The organism is Mucilaginibacter puniceus (assembly GCF_054783175.1).
Genome location: NZ_BAAGRB010000002.1, coordinates 293,247 through 309,475, shown reverse-complemented (window position 1 = coordinate 309,475; position 16,229 = coordinate 293,247). Strand labels below are relative to the sequence as shown.

The 16,229-nt window shown below is 37.7% G+C and carries 21 protein-coding genes; 8 read left to right on the top strand and 13 right to left on the bottom strand.

Going from position 1 to position 16,229, the window contains the following annotated elements:
• The first annotated feature begins 51 nt into the window (after positions 1-51).
• Positions 52-465: a tail fiber domain-containing protein gene (locus ACYVJ6_RS08280; RefSeq protein WP_460693583.1), complete on the top strand. Its 414-nt coding sequence runs from the start codon at positions 52-54 to the stop codon at positions 463-465.
• Positions 466-533: 68 nt separating this feature from the next.
• On the opposite strand, the gene ACYVJ6_RS08275 is transcribed toward ACYVJ6_RS08280, so the two are convergent.
• Genes ACYVJ6_RS08275 through ACYVJ6_RS08265 form a run of 3 tightly spaced genes read right to left on the bottom strand, consistent with a single transcriptional unit; the run spans position 534 to position 2,185 of the window.
• Positions 534-1,124 (bottom strand): hypothetical protein, encoded by a 591-nt coding sequence (locus ACYVJ6_RS08275; protein ID WP_460693582.1) that lies wholly within the window; start codon positions 1,122-1,124, stop codon positions 534-536.
• Positions 1,111-1,611 (bottom strand): RNA polymerase sigma factor, encoded by a 501-nt coding sequence (locus ACYVJ6_RS08270; RefSeq protein WP_460693581.1) that lies wholly within the window; start codon positions 1,609-1,611, stop codon positions 1,111-1,113. The genes ACYVJ6_RS08275 and ACYVJ6_RS08270 overlap by 14 nt, the downstream gene beginning before the upstream one ends.
• Positions 1,612-1,657: 46 nt before the next feature.
• Positions 1,658-2,185: a hypothetical protein gene (locus ACYVJ6_RS08265; RefSeq protein WP_460693580.1), complete on the bottom strand. Its 528-nt coding sequence runs from the start codon at positions 2,183-2,185 to the stop codon at positions 1,658-1,660.
• A 63-nt stretch (positions 2,186-2,248) separates the two neighbouring features.
• Between ACYVJ6_RS08265 and ACYVJ6_RS08260 the strand changes: the two genes are divergently transcribed.
• The 4 genes from ACYVJ6_RS08260 to rpmA all read left to right on the top strand — a co-directional run bounded on the left by ACYVJ6_RS08260 (position 2,249) and on the right by rpmA (position 5,057).
• Complete coding sequence (locus ACYVJ6_RS08260) at positions 2,249-3,619, top strand: dicarboxylate/amino acid:cation symporter (protein WP_460693579.1); 1,371 nt, start codon at positions 2,249-2,251, stop codon at positions 3,617-3,619.
• A 46-nt stretch (positions 3,620-3,665) separates the two neighbouring features.
• Positions 3,666-4,172, top strand: a complete 507-nt coding sequence (locus ACYVJ6_RS08255) for a hypothetical protein (RefSeq protein ID WP_460693578.1) — start codon at positions 3,666-3,668, stop codon at positions 4,170-4,172.
• A 71-nt stretch (positions 4,173-4,243) separates the two neighbouring features.
• Entirely contained in the window at positions 4,244-4,552 is a 309-nt protein-coding gene (gene rplU / locus ACYVJ6_RS08250) for a 50S ribosomal protein L21 (protein ID WP_460693577.1), read from the top strand.
• Positions 4,553-4,601: 49 nt separating this feature from the next.
• Positions 4,602-5,057: a 50S ribosomal protein L27 gene (gene rpmA / locus ACYVJ6_RS08245; RefSeq protein WP_460693576.1), complete on the top strand. Its 456-nt coding sequence runs from the start codon at positions 4,602-4,604 to the stop codon at positions 5,055-5,057.
• A gap of 76 nt (positions 5,058-5,133) precedes the next feature.
• Here the strand turns inward: rpmA and ACYVJ6_RS08240 are convergent, their stop codons facing one another.
• From ACYVJ6_RS08240 to ACYVJ6_RS08230, 3 genes are all read right to left on the bottom strand, one after another.
• The gene (locus ACYVJ6_RS08240; protein WP_460693575.1) at positions 5,134-5,571 is read right to left on the bottom strand and encodes an energy transducer TonB; all 438 of its coding nucleotides are present in this window, start codon (positions 5,569-5,571) and stop codon (positions 5,134-5,136) included.
• A gap of 366 nt (positions 5,572-5,937) precedes the next feature.
• Entirely contained in the window at positions 5,938-6,186 is a 249-nt protein-coding gene (locus ACYVJ6_RS08235; protein ID WP_460693574.1) for a hypothetical protein, read from the bottom strand.
• A 31-nt stretch (positions 6,187-6,217) separates the two neighbouring features.
• Positions 6,218-6,922, bottom strand: a complete 705-nt coding sequence (locus tag ACYVJ6_RS08230) for a DUF3291 domain-containing protein (protein WP_460693573.1) — start codon at positions 6,920-6,922, stop codon at positions 6,218-6,220.
• Between the two features lie 72 nt (positions 6,923-6,994).
• Here ACYVJ6_RS08230 and ACYVJ6_RS08225 point away from each other — a divergent pair, with 72 nt between their 5' ends.
• The 3 genes from ACYVJ6_RS08225 to ACYVJ6_RS08215 are packed head-to-tail and all read left to right on the top strand — an operon-like array spanning position 6,995 to position 8,725.
• Positions 6,995-7,477: a GAF domain-containing protein gene (locus ACYVJ6_RS08225; RefSeq protein WP_460693572.1), complete on the top strand. Its 483-nt coding sequence runs from the start codon at positions 6,995-6,997 to the stop codon at positions 7,475-7,477.
• Complete coding sequence (locus tag ACYVJ6_RS08220) at positions 7,470-8,120, top strand: alpha/beta hydrolase (protein ID WP_460693571.1); 651 nt, start codon at positions 7,470-7,472, stop codon at positions 8,118-8,120. Before ACYVJ6_RS08225 ends, ACYVJ6_RS08220 begins: the two co-directional genes overlap by 8 nt.
• Positions 8,117-8,725: a DNA-3-methyladenine glycosylase gene (locus ACYVJ6_RS08215; RefSeq protein WP_460693570.1), complete on the top strand. Its 609-nt coding sequence runs from the start codon at positions 8,117-8,119 to the stop codon at positions 8,723-8,725. The genes ACYVJ6_RS08220 and ACYVJ6_RS08215 overlap by 4 nt, the downstream gene beginning before the upstream one ends.
• Here ACYVJ6_RS08215 and ACYVJ6_RS08210 read toward each other — a convergent pair.
• The 7 genes from ACYVJ6_RS08210 to ACYVJ6_RS08180 all read right to left on the bottom strand — a co-directional run bounded on the left by ACYVJ6_RS08210 (position 8,722) and on the right by ACYVJ6_RS08180 (position 16,214).
• Positions 8,722-10,101 carry an MATE family efflux transporter gene (locus ACYVJ6_RS08210; protein ID WP_460693569.1) on the bottom strand — a complete coding sequence of 460 codons (1,380 nt, stop codon included), beginning with the start codon at positions 10,099-10,101 and terminating at the stop codon, positions 8,722-8,724. The genes ACYVJ6_RS08215 and ACYVJ6_RS08210 overlap by 4 nt on opposite strands.
• A 30-nt stretch (positions 10,102-10,131) precedes the next feature.
• Entirely contained in the window at positions 10,132-10,755 is a 624-nt protein-coding gene (locus ACYVJ6_RS08205; protein WP_460693568.1) for an AlbA family DNA-binding domain-containing protein, read from the bottom strand.
• A complete protein-coding gene (locus ACYVJ6_RS08200; RefSeq protein WP_460693567.1) occupies positions 10,752-11,219 on the bottom strand; it encodes a GNAT family N-acetyltransferase in 468 nt (155 codons plus the stop codon). Before ACYVJ6_RS08200 ends, ACYVJ6_RS08205 begins: the two co-directional genes overlap by 4 nt.
• 1 nt (position 11,220) lies before the next feature.
• The gene (locus ACYVJ6_RS08195) at positions 11,221-11,694 is read right to left on the bottom strand and encodes a DUF4442 domain-containing protein (RefSeq protein WP_460693566.1); all 474 of its coding nucleotides are present in this window, start codon (positions 11,692-11,694) and stop codon (positions 11,221-11,223) included.
• Between the two features lie 161 nt (positions 11,695-11,855).
• Positions 11,856-13,109, bottom strand: coding sequence for a tetratricopeptide repeat protein (locus ACYVJ6_RS08190; protein WP_460693565.1), 1,254 nt, complete (start codon positions 13,107-13,109; stop codon positions 11,856-11,858).
• 171 nt (positions 13,110-13,280) lie between these two features.
• On the bottom strand, positions 13,281-15,857 hold the full coding sequence (gene gyrA / locus ACYVJ6_RS08185) for a DNA gyrase subunit A (RefSeq protein WP_460693564.1): 2,577 nt from the start codon (positions 15,855-15,857) through the stop codon (positions 13,281-13,283).
• Between the two features lie 165 nt (positions 15,858-16,022).
• The gene (locus ACYVJ6_RS08180) at positions 16,023-16,214 is read right to left on the bottom strand and encodes a KOW domain-containing RNA-binding protein (RefSeq protein WP_460693563.1); all 192 of its coding nucleotides are present in this window, start codon (positions 16,212-16,214) and stop codon (positions 16,023-16,025) included.
• Positions 16,215-16,229: the final 15 nt, after the last annotated feature.

Here is a 16,229-nt window from a genome sequence, read left to right as displayed (position 1 = left end):
TACATCGGGCCGATTTACTGTATTTTATTATTAACATTTATATAAAAGATCATGAAAACTTTCTTAAGTATTTTCGCATTAACTATATTTTCTGTTGTTGGTTATAGCCAAACCCGCTTTAGTGACGAACAATTAAAAAAAGATGTAAAACCTATATCAGGCTCGTTAGCGGTAGTTAACGCTATACAACCGGTAACTTATTCCTATAAAACAAAAGATTATAAACAACTGGAGCTGCCAACCGGAACACAGTATGGCTTTATGGTTGGCAATGTAGAGGAAGTATATCCGGCAGCAATAATCAGCAAAAATAAATACGTTACTGTGGGCAAAAACAATATTAAGGCTACCGAAATAAAAGCGGTAGATGTGCAAAGCCTGATACCTGTTTTGCTAAGTGCTATAAAAGAGCAGCAACAACAAATTGATAGTTTAAAGGAGCAGGTGAAAGCCTTGAAAAAGTAAGTTGTTAAGTTTTTTAAGTAAAAGCCTTTAAACGAAAGTTTAGGGGCTTTTTTGTTCAATTGCATTGATTAATCAAATTGTCCCTGCAACTTAGCCAACCGGTTAATCATTTGGCCTAATTTTTCCTGTTCACTTTTAACAAATCGTTCGCGGATGTAGAATGTACAAACCGATATTAAACCCACATAGCTGGTATAAACGATAATTTTAAATGTGGTTGATGCGCTCTCTAAAACCTCGTAAAAATATAGCAACAGGCCCGCACTGATTAAGATCACATAGGCATAATACATCCATCCATAAATTTTTGCCCGGTTGTGTTGATATTCTTTAAGGCTTTGCAGGTAATCTGCCGGGTTTATGGTGATATCTTGCTTGCTGATAATACGGTAATCTCTTAGCATCATTAAAGCGTAAAGTAAAATGGTTACTACCAAAATACCTATGCCTAAATAGGTTACCCATGATTGAAATACAAAAAATAGCATCACCGCTAAAATTGCCCATAGCGTTATTACCATAGTGGTTATGTTCCAAAGCAGTTTTTGGCTTATCCCACTTATCCCTTTTTTTACTTGCTTCAGCACTTCATCCACCGAAAGCTGATCTTGCTTTGGCTGTCCCTGCCAAACCGACATCAATTGATCAAAGTCTTTCATATTGGTTATATAATTCTGTTAATCTTTGTTTAATGCGGAAAACCTTAACTCTAAGGTTTCCTTCTGATATACCCGAAATTTCAGCGATTTCAGGGTAGGGCACCTCATCAAGTACCATGGTTATTATAATTCTTTCTGATTCTTCCAGTTTTGATATACACTTATATAGCAGGGACACCTGCTCGTTTTTTTCAGATATTATTTCGCCGGTGGTTTCTTCCAGCTCGGGAGTTAATTCATCTTTCGCTTGTCGTTTTTCTGATCGCAGGTAGGTGAGGCAGGTATTTACGGCTATACGGTATATCCAGGTAGATATCATGGCCTGGTTACGGAATTTGTCCAGATTTTGCCAAACCTTTAAAAAAGTTTCCTGCATTAAATCATTCGCAGAATCCTCATCACCGGTATAACCATAGCATAAATGATAAATCTTTTTAGAATTAGCTTCAAAAATCTTCTTAAATGCTGCCTCTTTATCTGCTGCCACTTGTAGTTAATAATATATCCTGTTAGATGATAAAGCAAATATAATGTTACAATCCGTAAATATTCTTATTGAACCAGGGTAGCTTGCTTTCGGCCTCGTCCAATAAAACATTGTAGTCATTGCTGTAATCAAACTGCAGGTCCTCATGTAGTTTTTGTATCAGGCCGCGTATCTTTTCAACTTGTCTTACTAATATCAGGCGTAGTGGTTTGTAGGATGATCGTCTGTCGGTGTATTGCAGGTAGTTAGTGCAGAAGTTGATAATTAGGTCTATTTCCGCACCTTTTGAGGCCATAAACTTGGTGTGCTTTCCTATTAATCTTAATATTTTACGCATGCTTTTAGCGGCCAGATAACTTTGTGCTGGTAGTTGACTAAACATAAAACCAACTTCGGCTTTTACTTTTTCAATAAAGGCGGGTTCATCATGCGCCTCAAACAGCAAATAGGCTAATAGTTCCTTGTTTTCTTTTTTATGCCGAGCCAGGCGCAGGGTTAATTCCGTTATCTGTTCGGCAGGTAAATGCTGTAACTCTTTCTTTATATGCTGTAAGCCATAAGTAATTGTGCTCATGTTGTATTAAATAGTTTAGCAAAGTACTAAATAGTTGTAGTTTTGCAGTCTTAATTACACTGAATGCAAAAAAGTAAATTAACCCTGTATATATTCATAGCGCTTATACTGGGTGTTGTTACCGGGTATATTTATAACGCTAAGGTAATTAACCCCTATAATAGCAAAATTAATGCCGCCGAAACCAGCATACAAATCATTAACGCCCGCCTGGTAACTTTAAAAGATACAAACGCTGTAACTTATAAAGAGTTAAAAGCAGAACGGGCTGTACAGATAACCATTCGTAAAGAGAATGATGAGATACGCGAGAGTAAAATACAGTACTTCAGTATTTTAAGTGATATATTTTTACGGTTGATTAAAATGATTGTAGCTCCATTAGTGTTTACTACGTTGGTAGTAGGTGTAGCTAAGGTTGGCGACATAAAAGCCGTTGGACGTATAGGTAGCAAAACACTATTATGGTTTTTAAGCGCCACACTGGTATCATTATTATTAGGAATGGTGCTGGTTAATTTTTTTAAACCGGGCGAAGCTATGCACCTGATGTTACCTGATAATAATGTGAGTACTGGGGTAAAAGGTGCGGCTTTATCATTAAGAGAATTTATATCACACGTTTTCCCGAAAAGTATTTTTGAGGCCCTGGCCAACAACGAGATATTACAGATAGTGGTTTTTGCCCTGTTTTTTGGCGTTGCTACAGCGGCAATAGACGAAAAAGGTGAAGTGGTTATCAAGGCGATGGATGCCATTGCCCATGTGATATTAAAAATAACTGGGTATGTTATGAAACTGGCGCCTATTGCAGTTTTTGGGGCAATTACAGCCATTATAGCCAAACAGGGCTTGGGCATAATATCCACATACGCAATTTTTATAGTTGAGTTTTATTTCTCCCTGATAATACTTTGGCTGGTTATTGTTTTTGCAGGATATGCAGTACTACGTCGTCGAGCCTTTCATTTGGTAGGCAAGATAAAGGATGCTATGATGATAGCCTTCAGTACATCAACCAGCGAAGCCGCCTATCCTAAAGTGCTGATTGAAATGGAACGTTTTGGCTGCAGTAATAAAATTGTAAGCTTTGTATTGCCATTAGGTTATTCATTTAATCTGGATGGTTCCATGATGTATATGACCTTTGCATCCTTGTTCCTGGCACAATCATATGGTATTCATTTATCTTTCTCACATCAGCTAACCATGCTGTTGATATTAATGTTAACCAGCAAAGGTGTTGCAGGAGTTCCAAGAGCCTCGTTAGTGGTTATAGCGGGCACTATTGCTATGTTTAATATTCCCGAGGCGGGTTTAGCTCTTCTTATAGGCATTGATCCATTATTAGATATGGGCCGTTCAGCAACCAACGTTTTAGGTAATGCAATGGCAACTGCCGTAGTGAGTAAGTGGGAGGGAGAACTCGATTAACTATGTTATTTCTTAATTCAATAAATCTATAATTCAATAAAAGTTTATGCAAAATCGCGGCAAAAAAATATTTCTACTGCTAACTATCACCGTACCTTTTCTGTTTTATTGCCTTTACTATTACGGTATGATGGTGAAAAACGCGCCCTATAAATTTGCCGAATTTGATTCACTGGTGTTTCAATATGGCGAAAGCGATAGCCTTATTAATAAATACAATTCAAAAACAGGCGAGTATCAATATGTAAATGCTAATGATTCATTAATCAAAATGAATTTGCGCCTAAATAAAGACGACTTACTTTACCTGCACCGTAAAGCTGCCGACCTGGGTTTTTGGGATTTCCCTTCATTAGAGTTGGGCGATACCGCCACAAGGAATGGGGTTAAGCCACCACGCTATTTAATGGAGTTTAACTATAAGCGCAAAAGCAAAAAGGTATTGTTTGATGCCTCATTTAATGGCCCCGCCAAGTTAAAAGATGCTAACGAGCGTCTGATCAAAGAGATTATGAATGTTTTGACCGATAAAGAGGCGAAACAGAAAAAATAAATAGTGCTTGTTTATTGCAATAGGATTTTCTATATTTGCACCTCAAAATTTAAAACAATAATTAACAAACCATGTACGCAATAGTAAGTATAGCCGGACAGCAATTTAAAGTTGCTAAAGACCAGCAGATCTTTGTACACAGATTACAGGGAGATGAGGGCGCTAGTATTGAATTTGACAATGTGTTGTTAGCAGAAAACGAAGGTAAATTCAAATTAGGTACTGATTTGAAAAGCGCTAAAGTATCAGCTAAGATCTTGTCGCATTTAAAAGGTGATAAAGTGATCATTTTCAAAAAGAAAAGAAGAAAAGGTTACAAAAAGAAAAACGGTCACCGTCAGCAGTTTACCAAAATTGAGATTACCGGTATAACATTATAATTCAATTTAAAATCGAAGTTGTTAACAGCTTCATTAAAGATATAAGAAAATGGCACACAAAAAAGGGGCCGGTAGTTCCAGAAACGGCCGCGAGTCACATAGCAAACGTTTAGGTATCAAGATATTTGGTGGTCAGCCGGCAATTGCAGGTAACATCATCGTACGTCAGCGTGGTACAAAACATAATCCGGGCCTTAATGTAGGTATCGGCAGAGACCATACTTTATTTGCATTAGCTGCGGGTGAAGTAGTTTTCAAGAAAAAAGCAGATAACCGTTCATACGTATCAGTTATTCCTTTTGCAACTGCACCAGTAGCAGAAGATGCCGCTCCGGCACCTAAAGCTAAAGCAGCAGCAAAACCGGTAGCTGAAAAAGCACCTGAAGTAGTTGCAGAAGCAGCAACAACTCCGGCTGAAGAAGCGGCACCTGCACCTAAAGCTAAAAAAACAGCAGCTCCTAAAAAGAAAGCAGCTGATACAGAAGAAGCAGCACCAGCTGAGTAATCAGTATCGCGTAAATAATCAAAAAAAGCCCGTATCAAATCGATACGGGCTTTTTGCTGTAAAATTTTTTTTGAGGTTACAATGGGGTAGGCACAGGCACCAGTTTAAAGTTAAGCGGTACGTTATAAGCTACTCGTACAGGTTTGCCATTATGCATACCCGGTTTCCATTTGCGCAGGCTATTTACCACGCGTAATACTTCTTTATCCTGGGCGGGGATTAACCCGTTTACTATTCTGGCATTGCTTACGGTGCCATCCTTTTCAATCACCAGGGCAACTATTATTTTTCCCTGTACGTTTTGTGTGCGCACGAAATGTAGGTATTTAATGCTTTTCAAGCGTTCGTAAAATCTATCCATGCCACCTTTGTATTCGGGCATCACTTCAACAGGGGTGGTGTATATCACATCGCCATCGGGTGTAATGGTATTGACCGTATTAGTGGCATTACCTTGTGCATATAAACTCAATGAGCACGCAGAGGTTATCAAAATAAAAAGCAATTTTTTCATGTCAATTTATTAATGATCAATTTATAATAAAATAGGAGTACACATCGCCGCGCATTGCACTTTGATTAGGTTTATATAAAGTTAGTGATTTTTTGATTAGGAAGTAAAATAATGGAGGGGTATAAATTGAATCTGTAAATAAGCGTATAATATCTTTAGTTCACCTGTTTTTATCGACCAAATATAATTTTGTATAAATATATAACTTATTGTATTTCAACAATTTATTAGATATATATAAATTTATTAGTAAACTGTAATTTTATTATGCCTGTAAATCGCCCATATTCGCCAAATAAAATTCTGAATATTGATTTTTACAAAATTATGTATCTATTTTACAATAAGTTATGCAGCTTATATCTATTAATAGTTATATCGATAGTAGGCCTCTTTAAAATCTTTGCCCATATCCATAAATCGGGTAGCTACTCCTTTTAAAAACTCTTCATCCAGTATTTCAAACACGCTGTTAACGCCATCGGTTAGGTCCATCTCGGCCAGCTTGTAGCTTTGCTCCAGTATCCCCTTCTCTATCTTCACAATAAACTTTTGGTTCATACTAAAAATGGTTATTTTAAATTCAGGGTGGGGTAGTTCTGCAATTACTCTCATGTTATGATTAGTGAATGAGTGATCTATTGAATTATTGATTGTTGACAAAACCGTTAAGAGGATTTTTGCCGTTTAGTGTTCCAAATGAGGCGATAGGCTTAAACCGGGCAAACAGTTCTTCGCTATACCAATTTTCTTCTCTTGTTTTTTTGATCACCTCAGCATGTTCGCGCGAGCCATAAGCAAAAGCCTTTACATCATCTACGCTTTCCCAAATAGAAAAGGTAGCCGCCCGGTAATAAGGCGCTTCCCCAATACCAAAAGAAGTGATGAAGCCCTTGGAGGATCTCATTAAATTGGCTACGCCATCTACATTGCTCCAAAATCCTTTAAATTTGTTTAGCCTGATCGTTGCACGGGTTAGTACCGCAATCGGACCGCCATAATCTGCTATTGGCGGCGAAGCAAACGGGTTTATACCATCCCATTTACCATGGCTTTGTATAGGCTCGCATAACAAGGTCCATTTTTCGCATTTAAAAGCCCGCCACCAGCCCGAAATGAATGACGCATGGTAGAAGTCATCAAAATCCTTTCGACTCTCCCAGGTGGCTAAAATGGCCCATTGCCGCCAATCGGGTTTCAGGTCGAACGTGCCGTTTTTGCCGCTGCCCATTAGTTTCCAGAATTTGCAGTGTTTATTTAGCCTAAGTGGCAAGCGATGCACAGCCATAGACAGTAATGCAAATGGGATAAATACTTTTGGGTAGCGGACTATAGTGAGGCTAACGATCATTGCTGCGAATTAAAAGATTAAATATGATATTCCGCTTATTTAATTTAACTCTGTACAGCATAAATTTGTACAATGGCAGAAGATCTAAGCATTTCAACATCAAGTAACAAAGTGGAGCAATATACAGCGTTACTACCGCAAATTGAAGCATTGGTAGCCGGCGAGCCTGATCTGATTGCTAACCTGGCCAATATATGCGCCGCGTTAAAGGAACAGTTTAAGTGGTTTTGGGTTGGTTTTTATATGGTGAAGGATGGGGAGTTAGTGCTTGGCCCTTTTCAGGGACCGGTAGCTTGTACGCGCATTACCAAAGGTAAAGGCGTTTGTGGCGCAGCCTGGAAACAAAGTAAAACCTTGGTAGTGTCCGATGTGGATGCTTTTCCCGGGCATATTGCCTGTAGCTCATTATCCAAGTCTGAAATTGTAGTGCCTTTATTTCATAACAATACAGTTGTTGGTGTGTTGGATGTTGATAGTGAAAATCTTTCATGTTTTGACGATATAGATGCTAAATATTTAGAGCAGGTGGTGGGGCTGATAAACTTTAATGCGTAAAATATTTTTGATATCCGGCTTGGGTGCTGATACCCGTTTGTATAATAATATAGACCTATTGGATAATGAAGTGATACCTGTTGATTGGATCGAACCCAATTTAACAGATACTTTAACAAACTATGCACAAAAACTTATAAAGCAATATCATATAACCAGTGGTTCAATTGTTATTGGTACGTCGTTAGGAGGGATGATTGCGATTGAGATAGCTAAGCAGGTAGCTTTAAATAAAGTGATATTGATATCAAGCATTAAAGCAATTAATGAAGCGCCCTGGTATTTTAATGCGTTCCGCAAGTTACCCTTGTACAAGCCGATTTCTGGTGAGGTTTTAAAGAAATTAGGCTTTTTAATGAGGCCCGTTTTCGGAAAATTTACAGCAGATGATTTATGGATATTTGAAGATATGCTAAAAAAATCATCTCCCAAATTTGTAAAGTGGGCCTTAAAGGCAGTTCTGGCTTGGAAAAACGAAACTATACCGCCAAATGTTTATCATCTGATAGGCGATAAGGATATGGTGTTCTCTTACAAACAAATAAAGGACGCTACCGTAATTAAAGACGGTACCCATATTATGGTATTTAATAAAGCCAAACAAATCAACAAAATATTAAAAGGAATATTAAAGAAGAAATGAAGCTACCGCAGGAATTTTACCAGGGTGATGATGTAGTGGCCATCAGCCGGAGTTTAATAGGTAAGTACTTGTTTACCTGTATTGATGGTGTAATTACCGGCGGATACATTGTTGAAACAGAAGCTTACAATGGAATTGTCGACAGGGCTTCGCATGCCTTTGGTGACCGCCAAACTCCACGAACCAAAACTATGTTTGAGCAGGGAGGGATAGCCTATGTTTATTTATGCTATGGTATACATGAAATGTTTAATGTGGTTACATCAGTTGAAGGGCAGCCCCATGCCGTACTAATAAGGGCCATTAATCCTACTGATGGCTTGGATATAATGCAGTTTCGCCGCTATATGCCGATGGTTAAATCGTCGATAACTTCGGGGCCGGGTTCTGTTGCTAAAGCGTTAGGGATATCTCGAACGTTAAATGCTGTAAGTTTACAGGGCGATAAGATATGGATAGAAGATAGGGGATTGACTTTTCACGAGGATCAGATAGCAGCTGTACCTCGTGTTGGTGTTGATTATGCAGGAGAAGATGCATTTTTACCTTATCGTTTTTATGTAAAAGGCAACCCCTACGTAAGTAAACCCAATAACAAACACTAATCTTGAGCTATAATCATAGGGGTGTGGTCTCGATGATGTTTGCTTATTTTTTTAAACCTGCCGTACAGTAAAATAGCCGACACCATTAAGCCAACAACTAATCCATACCAAATACCGGATACACCTAACGAAAGCGATATTCCCAAGTAATAGCCCAAGGGTAATCCTATTACCCAATAAGCTAAAAAGGTAATAAATGTAGGGATATTTACATCGCCCATGCCACGCAATACGCCCAAGCCAACCACTTGTGTACCATCAAATAATTGAAAGATGGCGGCTATGATAAGTAATTGTGCTGCAATAAATATAACATTGGTATCTGAAGTATACATCCAGGGTAATATATGGTTTCCAATAGTAAATATCATCGCCGTAAGGCACATAAAGGCGATTACCACATGGTAACTTGCATTGGTTGCCAAACGCAGCTTGTTATGATCTTTAATACCAAAATAATTTCCTGATTTAATTGCGGCTGCCGCGGCAAAGCCGCTCGACATCATATAGGTTATAGAAGCCAAATTTATAGCTATTTGATGTGCCGCCAGTTCAACCAACCCAATTGTGCCCACTAAGACTGCCGCGCCGCTAAATGCGCTCACTTCAAAGCCATATTGCATAGCAACAGGTGCGCCAATACCTAATATTTGAAAGCAGCGTATACGGTCAATATTTTTGATCGCAAAGCTTCTTAAATACACTTTAAAGTTTTTAGACCGGAAAACATATATGCCCATCACTAAAGCCATTACGCACCGATCAATTAAAGTACTGTAACCCACGCCAATAATGCCCATAGGATCAAGACCAAACAAGCCCTTTACAAAAGTTATACCCAGGCATATATTCAATACGTTTCCCCATATAGATATCATCATGGCTTGTTTAGTGAAGCCCAATCCTTCAGCAAACTGTTTAAAAGTGTTAAAAATCAGCATTGGGATAATAGATAAAGCCAACAATAGGAGAAAGGGCTTAGCCTGAATTACAACCGCTGGCGATTGATCAAGATGGTCTAAAAAATAAACTGCACCTATTGATATTAATCCAAAAAGTACTATGCCGCTTATTAAATTTATTAATAAACTATTGGATAGGAGTTGCCCGCATTCTGCATAATCTTTACGGCCATTATTTTGTGCGATGAGTGGGGTGGACCCATACGATATACCTATACCTATAACCATTGGCACTACAAAAATACTACTGGCTAATGATACCGCGGCTAAACTAACAGTACCGGCAAAATGGCCAACAATAATGGTATCAGAGGTATGCACTAAAGTATGCCCCAACTGCGATATTACAACAGGGATGGCCAGCTTTAAGTTATCGCGGTAATAAGTTTTATATTTATTATATAAAGATATCATTATGTAGCAAAGGTAACCACTTGCGTATATTTAGCAGGCAGTATAATATTCTTCCTTTTCGGTAGTGTGGATACAGATGATACCCGATAATACCAGGTTAACCAATATGCGCTGGCTTGCCCGTCGGCCCTGTTTAAGTAAATCGCTACACTCTTTTACAGTTATTCTTTCCGCATTTTCCAGGTACTCCAATAAGGTTTTTTCTTTGGCTGAGTATTCTATCAGCACGCCATTATTATCGGCTGATCGTTTTAATACATCAACAACAATTTTACTGGCCAGTATGCTTTTATCTTTTACGCGAACATAAACCCACCACTTGCCGTCTTCGGCCAAAGCGTAATGGGGTTTCAGGTTACTTTCAGGGGTGTCAACCACCAATACCAACTTATCATCTACATACACCTCTTCAAATACAGGTTCTAAAGCAGGTTTAGCAAACATATGCGCCGCACGGGTTATCATATATCGTTCTTCATCCTCAGATTTTACACCTTTAATAGTGCCATCATCGGCAACACCAATAAGCAACCGGCCACCTTTATTATTTGCGAATGAAACCATGGTACGTGCTATTTTTTCGCAACTGGTAATGGTTTTTTTAAAGTCGAGCGATACACCTTCACCTTCAAAAATTTGCTTTTTGATGTTCATAAATTCTCTTTATAAAGGTTGTAAGGTGTATATATACCCATCCATCTATCTGTATTAGTAAGCGGTGTAAATCCAAATTGACTATAAAGCCTATGAGCATCAACCGTAGCTAATGTCCATCTACGTAAGCCTTGTAATTCAGGGTGGTTTTTAATAGTTTGTAATAGCCACTTTGATAGGCCAATTCCTCTATGATCTGTTAATACAAATACATCGCATAAATAAGCAAAAATGGCTTTATCAGTAATTACACGGGCAAAACCAACTTGTTTACTATGCTTATAAATACCGAAGCATATGGAATTTTCTATTCCTGTTTTAAGCTTTTCTAATGGTATTCCTTGCGACCAATATGATTCTTTATCTAAATAATTGTAGATAATATCAATGTCTAATAAATCTTTATCAATAGATATTTTAAAACCTTGGTTTATATAAAATTCATCATTAATAAATACCCGCATATTATACTACCTCTATAAAATCTAAATTGCGTAAATATACCTCGTTGCTCAGTGATACGCAGACCTCACCGCTTTTATTATAAATATCAATAGGGTGCGATTTAATATATTTTCCCGCGGTATTTAAAATATGCTCAGCTTCGGTAATTTCAGCATTATCTAATTTAATATCGAAGTATAAATCAGTTAAACCGGCCTTTAAAAATTGTATCTCGGCCGACTTTGACCAGGCTACTATACGATAGCCCTTTTTTGTAAATAATTGATGAAATAATAATGGATAAAAAGGATCGGCAGCCGTATATATAGTGCCACCAAATATAGACCCATTATAGTTTCTGTTTAAAAAACTCTTACTGATTTTTACACGTGCTCCGGTAAAATCTTTCTCAAAATTTATTACCCAAATACGCTGAAAAAATAAAGGTGGGTAGAAACGCATTATCCATTTCAATAAACCTTCAGATACTACCATACGCCTAAATATCAGAAATTAAACGTTAAGTTACGCTATAGATGTATAAATTGTTGAGATTTTGAGAATATATATAAAAAACACATAATTAACATTATGTAAAGTAATAATGTGTAAATTAAGCCCGATCAAATTAATCAGGCTTAATTACTATATCCCCGCTATTTACCTAATGCTTCAATTTTTGCTTTTATAAGATTAGCATTGGCCACATCTCCTTTACCTAAATAATAATTTTTCAAATTAGTTAAAGCGTCTTCAGATTTTGGATCAATATCCACAGCTTTTAATAAGTATGGTTTTGCCGGCTCAAACATTTCTCTTGATTTTGCAAGAGCCAGGTCAAATTCCTTTTGCTTATTCGCGGGTAATTGATTTGCAGCATTGTACATATCAATAGCGGGGCTTAGAAGCACATATCCCATATTTAAATTAGCTTCAAAGTAATTAGGGTCTATTTCTAAAGCTTTTTTATACATATCGGCAGCTTTGCCAAAATTAATTGCTCGTTGTTCTTGTAATTTAGCTTTTGCAACAGCATCTTTTGATTTAATTAACTGGTCTTTAAGGTCTTCTGCAGCTTGCGAGTATGCTATACCTGCATAATAATACAACTGTTTGTTTTTAGGATCATTTTTTATAGTAGCATCCAGTTGATTAAGCACTTCTTGCAGTTTGTTGGTTTGTAGATAAATTTCAATTTGTCTTTTACGAAGATCAGCATTAGTAGGATACTTTGTAATGCCTTCATTTACAGTTTTTAGTGCTGCAGTGGTGTCATTTAAGTTTAAATAAATGTTCGACAATTCAAAATATACTAAATCTTTTTTAGAATAATTTGTAGTTAGTAACTTATTATAGTGAGTGGCAGCTACCGGATAATTATTTAAATTAACTGCCGCTAATCCTGTATAATATATTGCATTAGTATCATCGGGCATGTATTGTCTGTAACGGTCAAATGAATTATAAGCTAAGTCATATTTTTTATTGGTATATTCATTTACGCCCTGGGTTAGGTTATATTGAGCCAGGCTTAGGGTAGCTGCTTCAAGTAACCCTTTGTATTCGCCTTTTGTATCAAGTTCCTTAGCTTTGGTCATTGCTTCTTCGGCAATGGTATATAAAGGCAATGAAGTGGTTGCTACGGTATCTTGGTTAGATAAATCAGCATATATGGCTGCTTTTAAAGCATAAGTTTGTGGTAACGTTGCTGTTTTTGCATTAGCTGCAGCTTTATCAATAGCAATTTTAGCAGTATTCAACCCCTTTTTTGCTAATGCATCGGCTTGTGCTGCTCTTAATGATTGAACTTTTTCGTACCCCTCCAGTGCGTTATTTAATTCGCTTTTTTGTGCAAAAGCCGTTACTGATATTACGCCTAACAGGCCTGCTATCAAAAATTTAATTTTCATAGTGTATATTTTACTGTTTAGTTTATAATTTTTTTTATTATGTGATATATGGATTATATCTTACTGCAATATCGCAGTAATTTAAATTAATAACAAGTAACGTTTTTATAAAAAAGCCAATGCAATAGCTAAGTAACTATAAACATTGGCTTTTATTATAATAAAAAACGATTATTCGGTAACATTATCATCTGTTGGTTCTGTTTTGGTACCCGCAGTATCCGTACTTTCACCTTCGATTGATACTTCATTTTCGCCACCTTCCACTTCTTCCTCCTCTTCTTCGTGTTCAATTTTGGCTACAGATGCAATTTCGTCATTGCCTTTAAGTGTAATTAGCCTCACTCCTTGCGTTGCACGTCCCATTACCCTTAACTCGCTTACGGCAATACGTATAATAACTCCCGAGCGGTTAATGATCATCAAATCTTCATTATCGGTAACACCTTTAATAGCAACCAGGTTACCGGTTTTTTCAGTAACACTCAACGTTTTTACACCTTTACCCCCGCGGTTTGTTACACGGTAATCATCTATGTCAGTACGTTTACCGTAGCCTTTTTCAGATACCACCAATACCGTAGTTTCCGGATCATCAATACTTATCATACCTACTACTTCATCGCTCTCGCTATCCAATGATATACCACGCACACCGGTTGCAGTACGACCCATAGGGCGAACAGTAGACTCATTAAAGCGAATAGCCCTACCTGATTTAAGCGCCATTACAATTTCGCTGTTACCGCTGGTTAAGTTTGCTTCTAATAATGAATCACCTTCATTAATGTTTATAGCATTGATGCCATTAGCACGCGGGCGTGAATAAGCTTCTAATGAAGTTTTTTTGATGGTACCTTTGCGGGTACACATTATGATAAAGTTATTTTCCAGGTACTCTTTATCTTTCAGGCTTATTAGTTTAATATAGGCCTTAATGTTTTCCTCTTTAGGGATATTAATGATATTTTGTATCGCCCTCCCTTTTGAGGTGCGGGTACCTTCTGGTATTTCAAACACCCGCAACCAGAAGCATTTACCGGTTTCGGTAAAGAACAGCATATAATTATGGTTGGATGCGATCAATAAATGCTCAATAAAATCAGCATCGCGGCTATTGCTGCCTATTGATCCTTTACCACCCCTGCCCTGCCTGCGATATTCTGTTAATGAGGTACGTTTAATATATCCTTCGTGCGATATGGTAATTACCACATTCTCATCCTCAATAAAGTCTTCGGTATTCATTTCGGCAGATGAGTGTACCATTTCGGTTTTACGCTCATCTCCATATTTCTCTTTGATCTCTATCAACTCATCTTTGATGATCTGCATACGTAAACCTTCATCGTTCAAAATAGAGTTCAAGTAATCAATTAACTTCATTAAGCCTTCATATTCCTCTTTGATCTTATCACGCTCAAGTCCGGTTAAACGTCTTAAGGTCATATCCAAAATAGCACGGGCCTGTATATCACTCAGCCCAAACTGACTCATCAAGCCTTCACGGGCGTCATCAGGAGTTTGTGATGCACGAATAAGCTTAATAACCTCATCTAAGTGGTCTAATGCTATTAACAAACCTTCTAAAACATGGGCACGTTTTTGTGCTTCGGCCAATTCAAATTTGGTACGGCGAACAATTACCTCATGCCTGTGCTCAACAAAATGATGTATCAGGTCTTTTAGATTCAACATCATTGGGCGGCCATGTACCAGCGCAATGTTGTTTACACTAAATGAAGTCTGTAATGATGTGTATTTGAATAAGTTATTTAATACAATACTGGCATTTGCCTCGCGTTTTATCTCATAAACTATACGTATACCTTCTCGGTTTGATTCATCGCGAATCGCAGATATACCTTCAATTTTTTTCTCGTTTACCAAGTCGGCGGTACGCTCGATCATCAAACCTTTATTTACCTGGTAAGGTATTTCGGTTACGATTATACGCTCGCGGTCACTTCCGTAGGTTTCAATTTCGGCTCTTGCCCTTAACACTACACGGCCACGGCCGGTTTCTAATGCCTCGCGTGGACCTTCATAACCGTATATGATACCACCTGTAGGGAAATCGGGGCCTTTTACGTGTTTCATTAACTCTGCTACCTCAATATCACGGTTATCTATCAATGCCATAGTAGCATCAATAACTTCTGACAAGTTATGCGGAGCCATATTAGTGGCCATACCTACCGCAATACCTGATGCACCGTTTACCAATAAATTAGGAAACTTTGCAGGTAACACCGTTGGCTCTTGCAATGAGTCGTCAAAGTTTAGCTGGAAATCAATAGTATCTTTATTGATATCGGCCAGCATTTCTTCAGCAATCTTTTCTAAGCGGGCCTCGGTATATCGCATTGCTGCCGGGTTATCACCATCAATCGAACCATAGTTACCCTGGCCCTCAACTAATGGATAGCGTAAACTCCACTCCTGTGCCATACGTACCATGGTATCGTAAACAGAAGAGTCACCATGAGGGTGATATTTACCCATTACCTCACCCACAATACGGGCCGATTTTTTATAAGGCTTATTATTATTTAAACCCAGGTCGAGCATACCATATAATACGCGCCTGTGTACCGGTTTTAAACCGTCGCGCACGTCAGGTAATGCTCTTGATACGATAACGGACATTGAATAATCAATGTATGCTGATCGCATTTCCTCATCAATATCTATGGTTATTATTTTGTCTTCCTGATGGTTATTATCGTTCTCTGTATCTTCAGCCATGTTATTTTTATGTGAGATTTAGCGCACTATAAATTATCGTTTTAAATTGGTTTTTATACGACCTGCGAAGTTAACAAATAAGTTGGCTTTTTATAGGGATGTTGGTAACATTTGGGTTGTGGAAATCGTGTCGATTTTAGCTGTAATATGAGTTGTTTTTTGTAATCAATCCTTAGTTAGTACATTTCTCGCAAGCGTTTTAAATCTTTCCCCATTGGCTTGTACTACCGTAATAGTTATTTGACCAGTTTTGCTGGTGTTAATATCTCTTACAATTCCGGATTTTCCTTTATGTGTACCCTTAATAACATCACAGTTTGCACCATCTTTTATATTGATATTTGAATTCTGCTGCATGGGATTTAATTTAAT